The 16,315-nt window shown below is 58.6% G+C and carries 17 protein-coding genes and 2 tRNA genes; 11 read left to right on the top strand and 8 right to left on the bottom strand.

Going from position 1 to position 16,315, the window contains the following annotated elements; translation table 11 throughout:
• The first annotated feature begins 169 nt into the window (after positions 1 to 169).
• The 4 genes from RSK20926_RS09360 (at position 170) to RSK20926_RS09345 (ending at position 2,168) form a co-directional block, all read left to right on the top strand.
• The gene (locus RSK20926_RS09360) at positions 170 to 637 is read left to right on the top strand and encodes an EF-hand domain-containing protein (RefSeq protein ID WP_008206160.1); all 468 of its coding nucleotides are present in this window, start codon (positions 170 to 172) and stop codon (positions 635 to 637) included.
• 70 nt (positions 638 to 707) lie between these two features.
• Positions 708 to 1,304, top strand: coding sequence for an RNA polymerase sigma factor (locus RSK20926_RS09355; protein ID WP_008206158.1), 597 nt, complete (start codon positions 708 to 710; stop codon positions 1,302 to 1,304).
• Positions 1,297 to 1,686, top strand: a complete 390-nt coding sequence (locus RSK20926_RS09350; RefSeq protein ID WP_008206155.1) for a hypothetical protein — start codon at positions 1,297 to 1,299, stop codon at positions 1,684 to 1,686. Before RSK20926_RS09355 ends, RSK20926_RS09350 begins: the two co-directional genes overlap by 8 nt.
• Positions 1,683 to 2,168 (top strand): periplasmic heavy metal sensor, encoded by a 486-nt coding sequence (locus RSK20926_RS09345; RefSeq protein WP_008206154.1) that lies wholly within the window; start codon positions 1,683 to 1,685, stop codon positions 2,166 to 2,168. The genes RSK20926_RS09350 and RSK20926_RS09345 overlap by 4 nt, the downstream gene beginning before the upstream one ends.
• A 190-nt stretch (positions 2,169 to 2,358) precedes the next feature.
• Here the strand turns inward: RSK20926_RS09345 and RSK20926_RS09340 are convergent, their stop codons facing one another.
• Positions 2,359 to 3,759 (bottom strand): diguanylate cyclase, encoded by a 1,401-nt coding sequence (locus tag RSK20926_RS09340; protein WP_037254541.1) that lies wholly within the window; start codon positions 3,757 to 3,759, stop codon positions 2,359 to 2,361.
• A gap of 114 nt (positions 3,760 to 3,873) precedes the next feature.
• On the opposite strand from RSK20926_RS09340, the gene RSK20926_RS09335 reads away from it, so the two are divergent.
• The 5 genes from RSK20926_RS09335 to RSK20926_RS09315 all read left to right on the top strand — a co-directional run bounded on the left by RSK20926_RS09335 (position 3,874) and on the right by RSK20926_RS09315 (position 8,756).
• On the top strand, positions 3,874 to 4,158 hold the full coding sequence (locus RSK20926_RS09335; protein WP_008206151.1) for a DUF3572 domain-containing protein: 285 nt from the start codon (positions 3,874 to 3,876) through the stop codon (positions 4,156 to 4,158).
• A 92-nt stretch (positions 4,159 to 4,250) separates the two neighbouring features.
• The gene (locus RSK20926_RS09330) at positions 4,251 to 4,940 is read left to right on the top strand and encodes an HAD family hydrolase (RefSeq protein WP_008206149.1); all 690 of its coding nucleotides are present in this window, start codon (positions 4,251 to 4,253) and stop codon (positions 4,938 to 4,940) included.
• A gap of 251 nt (positions 4,941 to 5,191) precedes the next feature.
• The gene (locus RSK20926_RS09325) at positions 5,192 to 6,748 is read left to right on the top strand and encodes a trimethylamine methyltransferase family protein (RefSeq protein ID WP_008206143.1); all 1,557 of its coding nucleotides are present in this window, start codon (positions 5,192 to 5,194) and stop codon (positions 6,746 to 6,748) included.
• A gap of 416 nt (positions 6,749 to 7,164) precedes the next feature.
• A complete protein-coding gene (locus RSK20926_RS09320) occupies positions 7,165 to 7,752 on the top strand; it encodes a heme NO-binding domain-containing protein (RefSeq protein ID WP_008206142.1) in 588 nt (195 codons plus the stop codon).
• Positions 7,749 to 8,756 (top strand): GGDEF domain-containing protein, encoded by a 1,008-nt coding sequence (locus RSK20926_RS09315; RefSeq protein WP_008206141.1) that lies wholly within the window; start codon positions 7,749 to 7,751, stop codon positions 8,754 to 8,756. Before RSK20926_RS09320 ends, RSK20926_RS09315 begins: the two co-directional genes overlap by 4 nt.
• Positions 8,757 to 9,016: 260 nt before the next feature.
• Here RSK20926_RS09315 and RSK20926_RS09310 read toward each other — a convergent pair.
• The 6 genes from RSK20926_RS09310 to RSK20926_RS09285 all read right to left on the bottom strand — a co-directional run bounded on the left by RSK20926_RS09310 (position 9,017) and on the right by RSK20926_RS09285 (position 14,193).
• Positions 9,017 to 9,091, bottom strand: a tRNA-Glu gene (locus tag RSK20926_RS09310).
• A gap of 169 nt (positions 9,092 to 9,260) precedes the next feature.
• Positions 9,261 to 9,335: transfer RNA gene (locus RSK20926_RS09305), tRNA-Glu, on the bottom strand.
• A 113-nt stretch (positions 9,336 to 9,448) separates the two neighbouring features.
• Positions 9,449 to 11,191 carry a single-stranded-DNA-specific exonuclease RecJ gene (gene recJ, locus RSK20926_RS09300; RefSeq protein WP_037254637.1) on the bottom strand — a complete coding sequence of 581 codons (1,743 nt, stop codon included), beginning with the start codon at positions 11,189 to 11,191 and terminating at the stop codon, positions 9,449 to 9,451.
• Positions 11,192 to 11,300: 109 nt separating this feature from the next.
• Positions 11,301 to 12,287, bottom strand: coding sequence for a class II fructose-bisphosphatase (gene glpX / locus RSK20926_RS09295; protein WP_037254538.1), 987 nt, complete (start codon positions 12,285 to 12,287; stop codon positions 11,301 to 11,303).
• 168 nt (positions 12,288 to 12,455) lie between these two features.
• On the bottom strand, positions 12,456 to 13,742 hold the full coding sequence (locus RSK20926_RS09290; RefSeq protein WP_008206135.1) for a homoserine dehydrogenase: 1,287 nt from the start codon (positions 13,740 to 13,742) through the stop codon (positions 12,456 to 12,458).
• A 169-nt stretch (positions 13,743 to 13,911) separates the two neighbouring features.
• The gene (locus RSK20926_RS09285; RefSeq protein ID WP_008206133.1) at positions 13,912 to 14,193 is read right to left on the bottom strand and encodes a hypothetical protein; all 282 of its coding nucleotides are present in this window, start codon (positions 14,191 to 14,193) and stop codon (positions 13,912 to 13,914) included.
• 72 nt (positions 14,194 to 14,265) lie between these two features.
• On the opposite strand from RSK20926_RS09285, the gene RSK20926_RS09280 reads away from it, so the two are divergent.
• Positions 14,266 to 14,853, top strand: coding sequence for a TetR/AcrR family transcriptional regulator (locus tag RSK20926_RS09280; protein WP_008206131.1), 588 nt, complete (start codon positions 14,266 to 14,268; stop codon positions 14,851 to 14,853).
• Positions 14,854 to 14,856: 3 nt separating this feature from the next.
• Positions 14,857 to 15,357: a GNAT family N-acetyltransferase gene (locus tag RSK20926_RS09275; RefSeq protein ID WP_008206129.1), complete on the top strand. Its 501-nt coding sequence runs from the start codon at positions 14,857 to 14,859 to the stop codon at positions 15,355 to 15,357.
• Positions 15,358 to 15,396: 39 nt separating this feature from the next.
• On the opposite strand, the gene RSK20926_RS09270 is transcribed toward RSK20926_RS09275, so the two are convergent.
• Positions 15,397 to 16,308 carry a pirin family protein gene (locus RSK20926_RS09270; protein WP_037254634.1) on the bottom strand — a complete coding sequence of 304 codons (912 nt, stop codon included), beginning with the start codon at positions 16,306 to 16,308 and terminating at the stop codon, positions 15,397 to 15,399.
• Positions 16,309 to 16,315: the final 7 nt, after the last annotated feature.

Genomic DNA, 16,315 nt, shown 5'->3' with positions numbered 1-16,315 from the left:
TTCAGAGCGACGATAGTGCCTCTGACGAGTGCCGCCAATCGCCAATTCAGGGAACGTTGCGGGAGGGCGCTGACAATCGTGCGAAAAAACTGCGACGGAATGTAGCTCGCCCTGCGTTTAGCTTCTGTAACCGGCAGCGAGAGGCTGCCATGCAGAAGAGGAAAACGAAATGAAACATGCAAAGTTCATCGCCGCAGCAGTCGCCGCAGTAGGAATTCTTGCGGCTGGTTCTGCCATGGCAAAGCAGGGGTATGGCGGGTTTGGCCACAAGGCCAGCTTCCAAGAGTTGGACGCTGACGGAAACGGCGAAGTGACCAAGGCGGAAATGCAAGCACATAAAGCTGCGCGTTTCACCGAGGCGGATACCAATGGAGATGGTAAACTGAGCCCGGAAGAAATGCAGGCGATGATGCAAAAGCGCGCGGGCAAACGCATGGCCAAGATGATCGAACGCTTTGATACCGATGGCGACGGCGCCCTGAGCCAAAGCGAGTTGCCAGAGGGCAAACGCCATGGTGATATGTTCCAGCGAATGGACCAGGACGAAAGTGGTGGCATCTCGCAAGAGGAATTTGACCAGGCCAAATCCCGATTTGGCAAACGGCATGGTCGCAAATGTGGCTCGGAGCAAAACTGAGTGAAAGCAAATGGTGCAGTTGCAGGCTACGCCTCTGACCGTGACCTCCAGGCAGCCCCCGTATCGGGGGATGCCCAGGGTGTCTGAGGTGGCCGCTGACGCAGGTCCAAGCGATGACGCTTTGTTGAAGCTTTTCGCCAATGGCGAAGCGCGGGCTGCGGTGGAGCTGACAGAACGGCTTGCGCCACGTGCCCTGGCGGTCGCCACTCGGGTGCTGGGCAACCGCGCCGAAGCGGAGGACGTGACGCAGGATGCGATGATGCGGCTCTGGCGGCAGGCGGCAGAGTGGCAACCCGGTCAGGCAAAGGTCTCCACCTGGATCTACCGGGTGGTCATGAACCTGTGCATTGACCTAAAACGTCGCCAGCGCGGCGGGCATATCGATCTGGATGCCATTCCAGAGCCTCCGGACCCGGGGCAACAGGCACCAGAGCAGATGCAGGACAACGCGCGTCACGATGCGCTGCAGCTTGCCCTGTTGCAATTGCCAGAACGGCAACGGCAGGCGGTGGTTCTGCGCCATATTGAAGAACTGGCAAACCCGGAAATCGCCGGGATAATGGAAATCAGCGTCGAAGCGGTCGAAAGCTTGACCGCTCGAGGCAAACGAGCTCTGACAAAGATCTTGGCAGGGCGGCGCGATGAGTTGGGGTATAGCGATGTCTGATGACACAAAAGCAGAGAACAACCTGGAGGCTCTCTTTGCAGAAGCCCGGCAAGTTCCGGCGCGCCCCTCCGAGGATTTGATGGCTGCGATTCTGGCAGATGCGGCGGCGGTTCAGTCTGAACTCGGCACGCCGCCTGTGACGCAGCCGCCTGGGCGTTTCTCGCTCCGGATCTGGCAGCAGTTTGTCAGCGCGATTGGCGGCTGGCCGGCCTTTGGCGGTCTGGCGGCGGCCAGTATGGCGGGGCTATGGATCGGCATCTCGCCGCCCGCTTTCCTGCCGGACCCGGTTGAGCAGATCTACCAGATCTCCAGCAGCGAAGACGTCCTTGCCTATAACGACATTGACCTGGTGACCTGGCTAGGAGAAGAGGCCGTAGAATGAGTGCTGAAAGCAAATATCGTATGCGGCCCTGGCTAAAAGTGCTGCTGGGCGTCTCTCTGGCCCTGAACCTTGCTGTTGCTGGCATCGCCATAGGATCGGCGTGGCGCTACAAGGATTTTTCCTACAAGCATAAAAATGGTGCTGCTCTCTTGGGGTATCTGATCATGGGTGATCTAGACCGCGAGACCAAGCGCGAATGGCGGCGTAAGACGCTGGATCGTCATGGCGCTGTTTTTGGCAAGCGTCACTCTGCAATGGCCGAGATCCTCCGCCTTATAGAGGCGGAGCCCTTTGATCCTGAAGCCGTGCGATCCGCCCTTCGCAGCGATGCGGATGGAATTCACGGGTTCATGTTGGCCAACCATGAGCAATGGGTCGCGCGACTGTCTGATATGTCGGTGGAGGAACGCGCAGCTTTAACGGAACGGTTCAGAGAGAAATCAAAGCACTGGCGCAAACATCGTGGTGGTTCCCGCGACTAGCGTAAATCCCGCTGGATTGATCTGAATAAGCGCCTGGAGAGTATCGACCCTCCGGGCGCTATTCTTTTCCGGGAAGCTGGCGGGATTTGGATAGGGGGCTGTTCAATTCGATAACCCCGAGATTGGTTTTCGCTTGAAGACCGCTTAGAGTTCGTTGGCCCAAGGCGCTAAGCCCATAAGATCGCGTAGGTTAAGCGGCGGCAGTGCCCTTTTTCCCCATGGTCACCTGGTTGCGGCCGGCGTTTTTTGCGTCATAAAGTGCGCGATCTGCAGCGCTGATAAGATCATTGACGCTTTGGGTGGCATCATCGTTGCCGCGCCCGATCACTGCGCCGATGCTGATCGTCACCTCGACCGGTTCGCGAATTCCATCGATATGGAAGGGGCGGCTGTTGATTGCATTGCACAGATCAACCGCTGCAACGCCTGCTTCAATCTCATCCGCGCCGGGCAGGACAATCATGAACTCCTCGCCGCCAACGCGCGCCAATAGATCAACCGGACGAAGCTCCGCCTGTAGGCGCTTTGCGGCCTCAATCAGAACCGCATCGCCCACGGGGTGGCCGTAGCTGTCATTGATGCGCTTGAAATGGTCCAGATCAGCCAGCATCAAGGCGTAGTTGCTACCATTCTCGGCAGCGCGCTTGGCGGTTCGATCAAGGAATGGTTTGGCATAGCGGCGATTGTAAAGGCCCGTCATCGGGTCCTGCACAGCCGCCCGCAATCCGTTTCGCACGCTGGCGCGCAGTTGATCATTGCGGGTCTTGTAATGCAGCTGCGTGGTGAGCCGCAGAGCCAGTTCCTCGACATCAAACCCGGCCTGCAATACGTCATGCGCGCCACGATCCAGCGCCTCTGCGGCGATATGCGGATCCGCAGGGTTGGGAATGGCGATAATGACGGACTGGCGCGTCGCCGCTCTGGCCCTGAGATCCGCCAAGAGACGCAGCCCTGGTCCGGCGGAGGCTTCATTCAACTCGATGACAAAGACGTCGGCTACGGGGTCCTGCATCAGCGGCTTTATGTCCCCAAGCTGGTGGCAGAGCACAGAGCAGGGAACCTGCTGCGAGAGGCTTTCTTGCCATTTGGCAGCTGTTTCGGGGTCTTCTGCAATCAGCGCGACTGTGGCACCGAAAATGTCACTGCGTCCGGCGCGGTCGGACAGAGGCAGGACAAACCCATGTGATGCATCACGCTGAAGGTGCAGATCCTCGTCTGCACTGCGCGCCCGCAAGAGGCTGCGAATTCGGGCCTGCAGGATGACATCATCCACCGGCTGGGGCAGTACGTCGTCGATCCCCGCCGACAGAGCCTTGAGGCGGCGCTCGGGGGCATTCGAGTGCGATACAGCAATGACCGGGACATTGGCGAGCATTTCATCCTGCCGCAGAGCCTGCTTTACCGCTGCGGCATCTCCATCCGGCAGGGTCATGGCTGTCAGGACCAGATCGGGGCGGGATCTGCGTGCGGCGGACAGTACTTCACCCACCGAACTGGCCTGTTCGACGCTATAGAATGCCTCGGTCAGCTGAACCTTCAGCATAATGCGGTTGGTGGCGACACCATCTATGACCAACACCGTTCCCTGCACCTGGAAGCCTTTCCAAACTTGATTGCTTCTGCTTGGAAGTTTCAGTGAGTCTGGTTAATAAACTGTTTCGTGTTTTCACCAAATTGTCGACAAAATGGCAGGAAGGTGCCGATTATGCAGCTGAGCATGGAAGAAGCAGAAACCATCGGCCTGAAGGTTTTGACCTGGCTGATGGGAAATGATGAGCTGGTTCAAGTGTTTATGGGATCTACCGGCATCGGCGCGGAGGATCTTCGCCTTCGCGCTGGGGATTCCGACTTTTTGGGATCGGTGCTCGATTTCTTAACGATGGACGATGCCTGGGTCATGCAGTTTTGCGATTCGCAGGGCATGAAATATGAACTCCCCCTGACTGCAAAAATGATCTTGCAGGGCAAGTCTCAGATGCACTGGACCTGATAGAAAATTAAATCACCATTCAAGAATCGCTTGCCTGAGCCGTTTTTGCCTCTAGGGTCCCATGTCGGACGCGAACTCTGAAGGACACCATCATGCCAGTCGAAGCATTTCTCTTTGATAAGGACGGAACGCTGTTTGAATTTGCAGCCACCTGGAATGGCTGGGCTGCAGAGGTTCTGGCGGAACTCTCTCAGGGGGATGCGAGCCGCCTACAGGCGATGGCTGAGGTGATCAGCTATGATCTGGAGAAGCGTGCCTTTAACCCGGACAGCCTGGTGATTGCCAGCTCAAACGGGGAAGTGGCTGCGGCCCTGGTCCCCCATGTCGATCATATGGATCAGGAAGAGCTAGAGCGCTATCTGGCAGAGAGTGCTGCAACAGCGGAACTCTGCGAAGCGGTACCTTTGGCGGCTTTGCTCGACAGTCTGCTCGCACGGGGCAAGGTTCTGGGGGTGATGACCAATGACGCCGAAAGCTCTGCGGTGAGCCAGTTGAAAACCGCCGGTGTTCTGGACCGGTTTGCCTTTGTTGCTGGATTTGACAGTGGACATGGGGCGAAACCTGACCCTGATCCGTTGCTGGCCTTCAGCAAATCGGCGGGCCTTTCCCCGGAACAAGTCGCTATGGTTGGGGATAGCTGCCACGACCTGGAAGCCGGAGCGGCGGCTGGGATGCTTCGGATTGGTGTCTTGACTGGAATGGCTCTGGAAAGTGAACTTGCACCGCATGCGGATGTGGTACTCCCTGATATTGGGCATCTCCCAGCCTGGTTGGATCGCTGAGGACAGCTATACTTGTGCCGGGATCCTTCGCGCCTGGGCAGAAAGCGAGCTTGGTTCACTAAAACGCGCGGATACTCTCGAATCGCGGGCTAACCAGCGGGTATTTGGGTGAACTGGGCACATGTGTCTAGAAAAAGAGTTCTGCGGCGCTCTTTGATCCAAAAACGACAAGAGGTGTCGTGATTGGGCAGGTCTGTATAGTCAAAACTGGTCCAGCTGTAGGGCATGCATGGCAATACAGGGAGAAAACCATGGCACGCAGAGCAGCAAGCAAGCGAGGTGGTGGCAGAGCTGGCGCAGCAGCCCGTCGGGGCAGCGCTGCTCTCAGCCAGATGCCCTGGTCGATCCCGGTGAATACCGATCGCCCGACTGAACCCCTGGGGGAAGAGGGCCTGGCGGCGATCCACGACGGGGCGATGCGCATCCTTGAGGAGATCGGCATCGTCTTTCTGAACCCGGAGGCTTTGGAGATCCTGAAGGAGGCCGGCTGCAAAGTCGAAGGCGATCTGGTGAAGATGGATCGCGAGTTTGTCATGGAAATGATCGGCAAAGCTCCGAGTTCCTTTACCATCACGCCGCGAAACCCAGACCGCACCATTCCGATTGGTGGCAACCATATTCTGTTTGGCAATGTCTCTTCGCCGCCAAACTACTGGGATCTGGACCTCGGCAAGAAGGTGACCGGAACTCGGGAGTATTTCCAGAACCTCGTCAGGCTGACGCAGTATTTCAACTGTATTCATTTTGCCGGGGGCTTTCCGGTGGAGCCGGTGGATCTGCATGCTTCGATCCGCCACCTGGAGGCAAGCTATGACAAGCTGGTGCTTACAGATAAGGCGATGCATGCCTATTCTCTGGGCAAGGAGCGGGTTGAGGACGTCATGGAGATGGTGCGCATTGCGGGCGGCCATAGCCATGAGGAGTTTGAGGCCTCTCCCAAGCTTTATACCAATATCAACTCGACCTCGCCGCTGAAGCATGACTATCCGATGATCGATGGCTGCCTGCGGATGGCCCGGCGGGGGCAGGCGATTGTCGTCACACCCTTTACCCTGGCGGGTGCAATGGCACCGGTCACGATGGCCGGGGCTGTAGCGCAATCCCTGGCTGAGGCGCTCTGCGCCATTGCCCTGTTCCAATATGTGCGCCCGGGAACACCCTGCGCGATCGGTACATTCACCTCCAACGTGGATATGAAATCCGGGGCTCCAGCCTTTGGTACGCCGGAATACATGCGAGCCACACAGATCACTGGGCAAATGGCGCGCTTCTATGGGCTGCCGATGCGCTCCTCTGGAGTCTGCGCGGCGAATGTGCCGGATGGCCAGGCCATGTGGGAGACTTCGAATTCGCTTTGGGCGGCGGTGCAGTCCGGCACAAATATGGTCTACCACGCTGCAGGTTGGCTTGAAGGGGGGCTGATCGCCAGCCCGGAGAAGTTCATTATGGACTGCGAGGTGCTGCAGCAAATTCAGCGCTATCTGCAGCCAGAGGTCTGTGCCGCCGGACCGAATGAGATCGCCCTGGATGCGATCCGTGAGGTCGGAAACGAGGGGCATTTCTTTGGCATCCAACACACACAGGACCGTTACACCACAGCCTTTTACCAGCCTTTCCTGAGCGACTGGAGAAACTATGAGGCCTGGGAGGGCGCAGGGTCAGTTTGGACGGTTGAGCGTGCGAACAAGATCTACAAAGATATTCTGGCTGAATACGAAGAACCACCCATGGACGTGGCCATCAAGGAAGAGTTGCGGGCCTTTGTCGACCGCCGCATCTCCGAAGGGGGCGCTCCAACCGATTTCTGATCCTTTGTTAGAGGCTACTTCGGCCAGCATTCCTAACCAGTAGGAAACCTCATGCGTCCCAGTCAGTCAGGCTGGGGCGCTTTTCCTATTTGAACCGGGCTACAGTGCCTCTTGCCTGCGCAACCAAACCCTCATCTGTCGCAGGGCGCCGTGCTTTCCTGGCACGGGGACACCGATTCCGGCCTTCTCCAATAGACCAGACGAAACCTGGGGTTTGCAAAATTGAAAACCCCAGGCTGAGGTTGCCTGGTAAAGGGTCAACTCCTTGCAAAACGAGCGAGAAGCGCCCTGACAAAAAGGAGAGATCTCGTTGGCCTAGACGCAGGAAGTGTATAAACTCTATCAAATTTGATTTGTTGGGCATTTTTTAACTGTCCAGCGCCCATCTTGTCTGTGACTTACTAAGGGGCCAATTTATGCATGGTCTGATAAACAGGGCAATTCAGGCATTCGTCGCCAGTACCTACGGGGAAGAGCGGTGGGTGACCGTTATGGATCTTGCAGGTTTGGGCTTTACCGAGTTCGAGGCCATGCTCACCTATACTGACGAGCAATCCGAGCAGATGCTTGCAGCGATGGAGCGGGTCTTGGAACGACCGCTGCCGGAGATTCTAGAAGACCTTGGGACATTTTTGGTGTCCAACCCGCAGGTGGAAGCTCTCAGGCGACTACTGCGTTTTGGGGGCGTAAATTATGTGGAATTTTTGCACTCCTTGGATGATCTTCCTGATCGCGCGCGATTGGCGGTCGCAGATCTGCATTTGCCGCCGTTAGAGCTGGTGGAGCAGGCCCCTGGTCAGTTTGATCTAATTTGTCAGCCAGGCTTGCCTGGCTATGGTTCTGTTATGATGGGTGTTCTGCGAGCAATGGGCGACGACTATGGGGATCTGGTGATCCTTGATCACAGCGGAGAGAAGGGCGACGCAGAAGTGATTTCGATCACCCTGGTTGAATCCGATTTTGCGGAAGGGCGCGCCTTTGATCTAGGGGCGCATTCGCTATGATTTCCTTGCAAGATCTTTCTGCGATTGCGGATGGGCTTTGTCCTATGCATGCTTTGGTTGACGCCTCTGGGCGATTGCAAAGTGTGGGGCCAACCCTGCGGAAATTGCGCCCGGATCTGGACTGGGAGGGAAAGCGGTTTTTCCGTATCTTTGATCTTTCCCGCCCACGTTCTGCCCGCTCGATCGAGGATTTGATCCAGACAGCGGGTGCTAAACTCCATCTGCAGTTTCGGGATGCGCCACAGACCAGTCTGAAAGGCGTTCTTGTGCCGCTGCCTGAGGGCCAGGGCGCTTTGATCAATCTCTCTTTCGGCATCTCGGTCCTAGAGGCTGTGCGCGACTATGATCTCACCAGCGCTGATTTTTCGCCCACGGATCTCACCATTGAGATGCTCTATCTGGTGGAGGCGAAATCGGCCGCTATGGAGGCTTCTCGCCAATTGAATCTACGGCTCCAAGGCGCGAAAATCGCGGCGGAGGAGCAGGCCTTTACAGATACGCTCACCGGTCTCAAGAATCGTCGTGCTATGGATCACATCCTGGGTCGCCTGATCAGCCGCGGTACGGATTTTGCGGTCATGCACATAGATCTCGATTTCTTCAAGGCGGTCAATGACACGCTGGGGCATGCAGCAGGGGATGCGGTTCTGCAGAACGTCGCCAAAGTCATGGTCGAATGCACGCGGCAGAGCGATACGGTTGCGCGTGTTGGCGGGGATGAATTTGTCATCCTGCTCGAGAATGTGAGGCAACCAAAAGTCCTAGAAGCCCTGGCCAATCGCCTAATCGCGAGGATGGAGGAGCCAGTTCCCTTTGGGGGGCACCTGTGTAAGATTTCTGCGAGTGCTGGGACCACGCTTTCCATTTGGAATAAGCACCCACTCAAGGCGGCGGATCTGGTCCATCAGGCCGATGTGGCGCTGTATGCGGCGAAACACGCTGGACGATCCAGGCATTGTTTCTACCATTCCGGAATGGAAGAAGAGGAACTGGCGGGTCAGTGATCTGAAGCCGGTTCAACCTCATGTGACATCACCAGTGGCAATCATCTGGCATATGGCTTTGCAAGCTGTGGCCGCCTGGCGCGCAGCTTGCCTTGCTATGATAGGTCCACAACTTTTGACACAACCCAAGTTGCAGGCAGTGGAGAAGGGCGGGGGGAAACGGGATTGACGTTTCAAGTGCTTGAATCAATCACATATACCAAAGCGACAATCAAATGGTGTCGCACTCCGCGATCGATGGCTTTTCAGGGTGGGAAAAGTGGTACTCCGTAGGGGAATCGAACCCCTCTTTCCAGGTTGAAAACCTGGCGTCCTAACCGATAGACGAACGGAGCAGCCTTGCTGTGAGGCGGTATTTACTTAGTCCCGCTTCAGGGCGCAAGACCTTTTTTCAGAAATTGCCACTTTTTTCCGAGCTATCTAAGCGAATGAAAATGCACAAGAAACACAAAGGAAATGGCGCCCATGAAAGGCGATGTACTTTGAGAATTCTTGTGGGAAAAGTGGTACTCCGTAGGGGAATCGAACCCCTCTTTCCAGGTTGAAAACCTGGCGTCCTAACCGATAGACGAACGGAGCAGCCTTGCTGTGAACGGGTGTTTAGGGTGTTGCGGGGGATGCCGCAAGAGGAAAAATGAACATTTCAGAGGTTTTCTCGCCAGGTGCATCCAAGATGCTGAAAAATATATGTTTTACGCCTCTGCAGCATCTTCCAGGCGCAATTGCGCAGATTGCCGTCCTCCCCAGGTATTGACCTCCAGACGCCCCGCGAAATGGAATCTCGCCCCCCCATGGTTGAGAAGCCGAGAGCCAAGTGGGGTGTCGAAAGCGCCAAAGCAAATTGCATCGATCTTGCCGCCCAAACCATCGGACAAAGAGAGCTTCAGATGGCTTTCGCCCACCTGTTTGGCAAAGCGGACCTCCAGGCTGGGAAGCGCATAGCGCGGGGCAGGGGCACCAGCGCCAAAGGGGCCTGCCTGTTCGATCTGCTCAATCAAATCAACAGTGGCGGCACCGGGCATCAGCATGCCTTCCAGTTTCAGGTCCGAGGGCCCGAGGTCGCCTGCGCCTTGTTTGGCCAGCAATTCCGCAAGCCGCTCCATGGCGGGTTCCAGGTTCTCTTCCGCGAGGGTCAGACCAGCGGCCATCTTATGCCCACCACCCTTCAGAAGCAGCCCTTCTGCGGCGGTGCGTTGGATGGCAGCGCCGAGATCAATGCCTGTGACCGAGCGACCGGAGCCCTTGCCTTCGCCATCGTTCAGGCCAATGACAACAGCCGGGCGGCCGGTGGCTTCCTTCAGGCGCGAGGCGACGATGCCAACGACGCCGGGGTGCCAGCCCTCACCAGCGGCCCAAACCAGGGGCGCGTCAAATCCTCTGGCTTCTGCCTGTTCCAGCGCAGCAGCACGCACGGCGTTTTCAATATCGCGTCGCTCACTATTCAGCTGGTCCAGCCGCTCTGCCAGAGCGGCGGCCTCATGCGGGTTATCCGTGGCCAGTAGGCGCGCGCCCAGGTCGGCCTTGCCGATACGCCCGCCAGCATTGACGCGCGGCCCGAGGAGAAAGCCGAGATGATAGGCCGAGGGTGCTGTATCCATACGGCTGACATCCGCCAGCGCCACGAGGCCAGGGCGCTGACGGCCAGCCATCACTTTTAGCCCTTGGCGCACCAGGGCACGGTTGGCGCCGGTCAGCGGCGCCACATCCGCAACCGTGGCTAGGGCCACTAGGTCCAGCAGGCTCAACAGGTCCGGCCCGGCGCCCAGGCCTTTTCCCCGCGCCTGTCGCCGGGTCTCGACCAGCATCAAGAAGACAACGCCCGCAGCGCAGAAATAGCCAAGATCGCCTTCTTCGTCCTGTCGGTTGGGATTCACTACAGCAACGCAGTCGGGCAAGGTCTCGCCGCCCAGGTGGTGGTCGAGCACGACGACATCCGCCCCCTTGGCCGCTGCGATGGGACCATGCGAGAGTGTACCGCAGTCGACGCAGATGATCAGGTCGTGATCGCGCGCAAGGCCTGCCATGGCCGCCTCATTGGGGCCGTAGCCTTCGTCGATGCGGTCCGGAATATAGAGGGTCGATTGCAACCCCATGGCGCGCAGCCAGACAATCAGCAGTGCCGCAGAACTGCCGCCATCCACATCGTAATCAGCAAAGATGGCAATGCGCTGGCGCTTCTCCACGGCCTCCAGGAAGCGCGCGGCGGCCGCCTCCATATCCTTCATCCGGCGGGGATCGGGCAAGAGCTCTTTCAGCTGCGGGGTCAGAAAACCCATGGCCTCATGCGGGGGAACACCACGCCGGGCCAAAACCTGACATAGCGGTGCGGGCAACCCGGTCTGCTGTTGCATATGTTCGGCAGCGCGTTCCAGATCAACTCCGGGACCAGTCCAGCGGCGTCCGGTCAAAGAAGTCTCAACACCCAAAAAGCTCATCATATACCCCTCATGTGCAAAGGCCGGACCCTTTTGGATCCGGCCCTTTCATCTTTCAAAAAAAGCCCCTGCCGGTGGCAGTGGCCACAGGCCGCATATGGCGCTTGGCTCAATTCTCGTGAGAGGCCAGCGGTGTACGGTAGCTCATGCGGCGCACGGAACCGGTTTTGGAGCGCATCAGGAGGGTGGTGGTCTCAACCCAGCCTGGCTTGCGTTTGATCGCGGGCAGGAGGGAGCCGCCGGTGACGCCGGTTGCGGCAAAGATCACGTCCTGGGTGACCATCTCGTCACGGCTGTAGATGCGGTCGAGATCGGTGATGCCTGCCTTGGCGGCGCGGCCCTTCTCGTCATCGTTGCGGAACAGCAGGCGGCCGAAGATTTGGCCACCCATGCATTTCAGCGCGGCTGCTGCCAGCACGCCTTCAGGGGCGCCGCCCTGACCCATATACATGTCGATGCCGGTGACTTCGCTTTCGGCGCAGTGCATGACGCCAGCAACATCACCATCGGTGATCAGGCGGATGGCGGCACCGGTTTCGCGCACTTCGGTGATCATGGCTTCGTGGCGAGGACGCTCGAGGATGCAGACAGTGATGTCAGCAGGGGCGCAGCCCTTGGCTTTGGCCAGCGCCTCGACACGTTCACGTGGCGACATATCCAGAGAGACAACGCCAGGCTCATAGCCAGGGCCGATGGCCAGCTTGTCCATATAGGTATCAGGCGCATGCAGCATGGAGCCGCGTGGACCCATGGCGATCACGGTCAGCGCATTGGGCATGTCCTTGGCGGTCAGCGTGGTGCCTTCCAGCGGATCCAGAGCGATATCAACACCGGGACCATTGCCGGTTCCAACCTCTTCACCGATGTAGAGCATCGGAGCTTCGTCGCGCTCCCCCTCGCCGATGACAACCACGCCAGCGATATCCAGAAGGTTCAGCTGTTCACGCATGGCGTTCACGGCGGCCTGATCCGCGGCTTTCTCATCACCGCGTCCAACCAAAGAAGCAGAAGCGAGGGCCGCTTGCTCAGCTACACGGGCGAGGCCCAGGGACAACATGCGGTCGTGGAAGGTGGCATCATTAGGTGTCGAGGTCATGCTCTGAAATCCTGTAAATCCATATCGAGTTGCCTGTCGCATAGCCCGTTGAGGGACCTGCGGGCAAGGGATGATAGCGATAGCTAAGCGGGAAGGCGCGCCTCTGTGCCCCTAAAAGGGCAGTTCTGCGCGCCAAAACCCGTTTTTACCTGTGTATTGAGCTCTTTTCTAAAGCTCTTCGATGCGCAGCGCGACGGGATCGCTGTCGACAACATCGGTCGAGGCAAGTGATTCAAGTGCCGCTTCCAGCATCGTGGAGGTGCATTTGTGGGTCACGATCAGGACCGGTGCAGTGGGTTCCGAATGGCCATACTGACGCATCCGGTCGATCGAAACACCTGCATCCCCCAGGGCGCTGGCGACTTTGGCCAGGGCGCCGGGTTTGTCCTGAAGGCCCAGCCGCAGATAGTAGGGGGCTGGCAGGCCGGTCTGCGCGGCAGGGAGATCCTGCAACGAAGTGGCCGGTTGGCCAAAGGTCGAAATGCGGAACCCCCGCGCCAGATCACAGATATCGCCAGCAACCGCGCTTGCGGTGGGGCCTTCGCCCGCTCCGGGGCCGCGTAGCACGACCTGCTCGACCGCGTCCCCTTCGATCACCACCATATTGGTGCCGCCCTCAAGCTGTCCCAAGGGGGAGTTTGCGGGCACTAGGCAGGGGGTCATGCGCTGCTCCAGGCCACGGGCAGTCCGCTGCGCAACGCCGAGGAGTTTGATCCGGTATCCCATGTCGGCTGCGTGACGGATGTCTTCCAGCTCAATACGCTGAATACCCTGGAGTACCACATCGTCAAAGGCGGGTTTGTTGCCAAAGGCAATGGAGGAGAGCAGCGCCAATTTGTGGCCTGCATCGATACCGCCCACATCAAGGTTGGGATCCGCTTCGAGATAGCCAAGGCGGGCACATTCCTCAAAGAGGGTGTTATAGCCCTGACCGGTGGCTTCCATACGGGTCAGGATGTAGTTGCAGGTCCCGTTCATGACACCCATGACGCGGGTGATCTCATTGCCCGCCAGACCTTCGGTCAGGGATTTGATCACCGGAATGCCACCGGCAACGGCGGCCTCAAAACGGATCACCCGGCCTGCGGCTTCGGCCTGCTCTGCCAGGGCCTGGCCGTGGATTGCTAGCAATGCTTTATTGGCGGAAACCACATTTTTGCCAGTCGCGAGGGCTGCCTCGGTTGCGTCTTTGGCGGGTCCTTCATGGCCGCCCATCAGCTCGACAAAGACATCGATGTCGTCGCGTTTTGCCAGCGCAACCGGGTCACTTTCCCAGGCGTAGCCGGATAGCGCCACACCACGGTCCTTGTTGGCATCGCGCGCAGAAACAGCGGTGATCACCACCGGACGGCCACAACGCCTCTCCAGCATTTCAGCATGACGGCGGACAATCTTTACGACGCCCACGCCAACCGTGCCCAAACCTGCAATCCCTAGACGAAGCGGTTCTGTCATTGCCGGAGGTCCTTTTCCCAAACTCAAGTCTGCTCCGCCTTAGCGGGTTCAGGGATTGGGTGCAACGGCGGCGAGACATTGCATGGGGTTTTCGCATTGAAATGGTAGGTTTTGAACCCGTGCTAACCGCACTTAGAATGGGATAACTACCGCTGGAAGGCGCAAGTAATCAGATCGGCTGACGGCGGAGGCGCTCGGCGCGTCGCTGGAGGGTGTTGCCACGCGCGTCCAGGTGTTTTTGCAACCGCTCATTCTCGCTTTGAGGGGAGGGGAGAGGGGAGAGGGCTTGATCCAAAGGGAGCAGTTGCGGGTAAGCGGCAGCGCGCATCTCTGGTGTGATCTGGTTCTGAAGCTCGGGTTGCGTAGAACAGCCCGCAAGAGCAATTCCGGAACAGATCAGTGTGAGGGGCAGCAGCTTGCGCATAAGCGGATCCTTCAGAAACTCAGTCATAAATGCACAATGTTTGCCTGAGGCACAAGGGACCCCTTTTTTCTGAACAAATGTTCAGTTATCTTTTGCCGAATGGCACGTACTCAAGGTTCACACTCCGGCATCACCGGTCCCCGTATCCGCGAAGCAGCTTTGCAGCTCTTTGCCCAGCATGGCTATGCGGCGGTCTCCATGCGGCAGATCGCCAAGGAGGTGGGTGTACAGGCCGGGGCCTTGTACAACTACACGCCGGATAAGCAAAGCCTGTTGTTCCGTCTGATGGAAAGCCACATGCGCGAATTGCTTGCGGCCTGGGGGGATCTGGTTGTGGAGGGCGACGCCGCCGTGCAGCTGGAAGCCTTTGTGAAGTTCCATATCCGCTTCCATATGCAGCGCCCGGATGAGGTTTTTATTGCCTATATGGAGCTGCGCAATCTCAACGAAGAGAACTTTGCCGGCATCGAGGTGTTGCGGCGGAGTTATGAGGATGCGCTGGAGCAGATTCTGAAAGACGGGGTGGCAAGCGGCTGTTTCCGCATCCCGGATACCAAGATTGCTACATTGGCGGTAATCGCCATGCTCAACGGTGTGATGACCTGGTACCGCAGCGGCGGACGCTTGTCGCTGGAAGAGGTCGAAGGCGTCTATTGGGAAATGGTGCGCAACGCGGTGGGAGCATAAGGCATGGCCCTGTTGGATTTTCGTTCTGAACGGCTGCGGGCCGTGGCGGTTTCAACACTGGATGCAGATGACCGTCGCGCCTTGCTGGCCCCTGAAGTGGTGCGCTGGCTGCCGCTGGGTTTTCAAAATCTCGAGAGCGACAAGGACCGTCTGACCCTGCTGGAGGGGCTGGCGCAAGAGGCGGAAACAGCTGCCTTGACCGATGAGGCCGGGCAGAACATCGGGCTGATCTTTCTGAGCCACCCGATGACCGATGACGCGGCGGAGGGTGTGCCGGTCCGGCATCTGGGGTATCTGTTTGCGGAAAACGCCTGGGGCCGGGGCTATGCCACAGAGATGCTCTCCGGGCTGCAGGCGCTGTTCAGAGTGCAAAGGGTCAGGATCTCCGGCGGGGTGATGCAAGAGAATGCCGCTTCTGCCAGGGTGCTGCTGAAAGCCGGGTTCCGGGAAGGGGCCAGGAACGGGGAAGGTGAGGCGACCTACATCTGGGATGCCATGGGGTGATGCAGAAAGGCCCGGCAGGGCCTTTCCGCTATGCGTTCTTCAGTGTGCCGGGGCAATAAAGGACCCGTTTTTCAGATCCTTGAAGGCCTGATGCAGCTCCTCGCGGGTGTTCATCACGATGGGCCCGTGCCAGGCCACGGGCTCATCGATCGGCGCGCCGGAGATCAGCAGAAAACGCACCCCTTCGGGACCCGCCTGCAGGGTGATTTCATCGCCGCTGCCAAAGCGGATCAGGGTGCGGTCGCCGGACAGATCGCGGATATTGACCTCCTGGCCCGCCACCTCTTTCTCCAGCAGCACACCGGAGGGGGCAGAGGCATCGGCAAATGCGGCAGAACCCTCAAAAACATAGGCGAACGCCCGGCGGTAGGTGTCGATCCGGAAGGTCTTTTTCACCCCTGCGGGCACAAAGACATCCAGATACTGCGGATCCGCCGCAATGCCATCCACCGGGCCGCGCTGCCCCCAGAATTCGCCGGTGATCACCTTGACCCTGGTGCCGTCGTCGTCGGTCACCTCGGGGATGTCGGCGGCGGTGATGTCCTGATAGCGCGGCGCGGTCATTTTCTGCGCCGCAGGCAGGTTGCCCCAGAGCTGAAAGCCATGCATCTGACCCGTGGCATTGCCGATGGGCATCTCCTGGTGCAGGATGCCTGATCCGGCGGTCATCCATTGCACCCCGCCCGCACCCAGCGTGCCGGCGTTGCCCAGGGAATCGCTGTGCTCGACCTCGCCGGACAGCACATAGGTGATGGTCTCGATGCCCCGGTGCGGGTGCCAGGGGAATCCTTTCTCGAAATCGAGGGGGTCTTCGTTGCGGAAATCGTCAAACAGCAAAAAGGGATCCAGCTCGCTAGGGTCGTGAAAACCAAAGGCGCGGTGCAGTTTGACACCGGCGCCTTCCAGCGTTGGTTGGGCGGGGCGTTTTTCCAAAAGCGGTCTGAGGGACATGGTCTCG

The sequence above is a fragment of the Roseobacter sp. SK209-2-6 genome (assembly GCF_000169455.1).
In the GTDB taxonomy this organism is placed as follows: domain Bacteria; phylum Pseudomonadota; class Alphaproteobacteria; order Rhodobacterales; family Rhodobacteraceae; genus Pseudophaeobacter.
The sequence above is the reverse complement of the archived record's forward strand: the minus strand, read 5'-3'. Positions and strand labels throughout refer to the sequence as shown.

Coding starts and splice junctions, on each gene's coding strand:
- RSK20926_RS09275 (WP_008206129.1), top strand. CDS start 14,857: ATGGCCCTGTTGGATTTTCGTTCTGAACGGCTGCGGGCCGTGGCGGTT.
- RSK20926_RS09325 (WP_008206143.1), top strand. CDS start 5,192: ATGGCACGCAGAGCAGCAAGCAAGCGAGGTGGTGGCAGAGCTGGCGCA.
- RSK20926_RS09320 (WP_008206142.1), top strand. CDS start 7,165: ATGCATGGTCTGATAAACAGGGCAATTCAGGCATTCGTCGCCAGTACC.
- RSK20926_RS09285 (WP_008206133.1), bottom strand. CDS start 14,193: ATGACTGAGTTTCTGAAGGATCCGCTTATGCGCAAGCTGCTGCCCCTC.
- RSK20926_RS09270 (WP_037254634.1), bottom strand. CDS start 16,308: ATGTCCCTCAGACCGCTTTTGGAAAAACGCCCCGCCCAACCAACGCTG.
- RSK20926_RS09315 (WP_008206141.1), top strand. CDS start 7,749: ATGATTTCCTTGCAAGATCTTTCTGCGATTGCGGATGGGCTTTGTCCT.
- recJ (WP_037254637.1), bottom strand. CDS start 11,191: ATGAGCTTTTTGGGTGTTGAGACTTCTTTGACCGGACGCCGCTGGACT.
- RSK20926_RS09350 (WP_008206155.1), top strand. CDS start 1,297: ATGTCTGATGACACAAAAGCAGAGAACAACCTGGAGGCTCTCTTTGCA.
- RSK20926_RS09280 (WP_008206131.1), top strand. CDS start 14,266: ATGGCACGTACTCAAGGTTCACACTCCGGCATCACCGGTCCCCGTATC.
- RSK20926_RS09355 (WP_008206158.1), top strand. CDS start 708: ATGCCCAGGGTGTCTGAGGTGGCCGCTGACGCAGGTCCAAGCGATGAC.
- RSK20926_RS09290 (WP_008206135.1), bottom strand. CDS start 13,742: ATGACAGAACCGCTTCGTCTAGGGATTGCAGGTTTGGGCACGGTTGGC.
- RSK20926_RS09345 (WP_008206154.1), top strand. CDS start 1,683: ATGAGTGCTGAAAGCAAATATCGTATGCGGCCCTGGCTAAAAGTGCTG.
- RSK20926_RS09360 (WP_008206160.1), top strand. CDS start 170: ATGAAACATGCAAAGTTCATCGCCGCAGCAGTCGCCGCAGTAGGAATT.
- RSK20926_RS09335 (WP_008206151.1), top strand. CDS start 3,874: ATGCAGCTGAGCATGGAAGAAGCAGAAACCATCGGCCTGAAGGTTTTG.
- glpX (WP_037254538.1), bottom strand. CDS start 12,287: ATGACCTCGACACCTAATGATGCCACCTTCCACGACCGCATGTTGTCC.
- RSK20926_RS09330 (WP_008206149.1), top strand. CDS start 4,251: ATGCCAGTCGAAGCATTTCTCTTTGATAAGGACGGAACGCTGTTTGAA.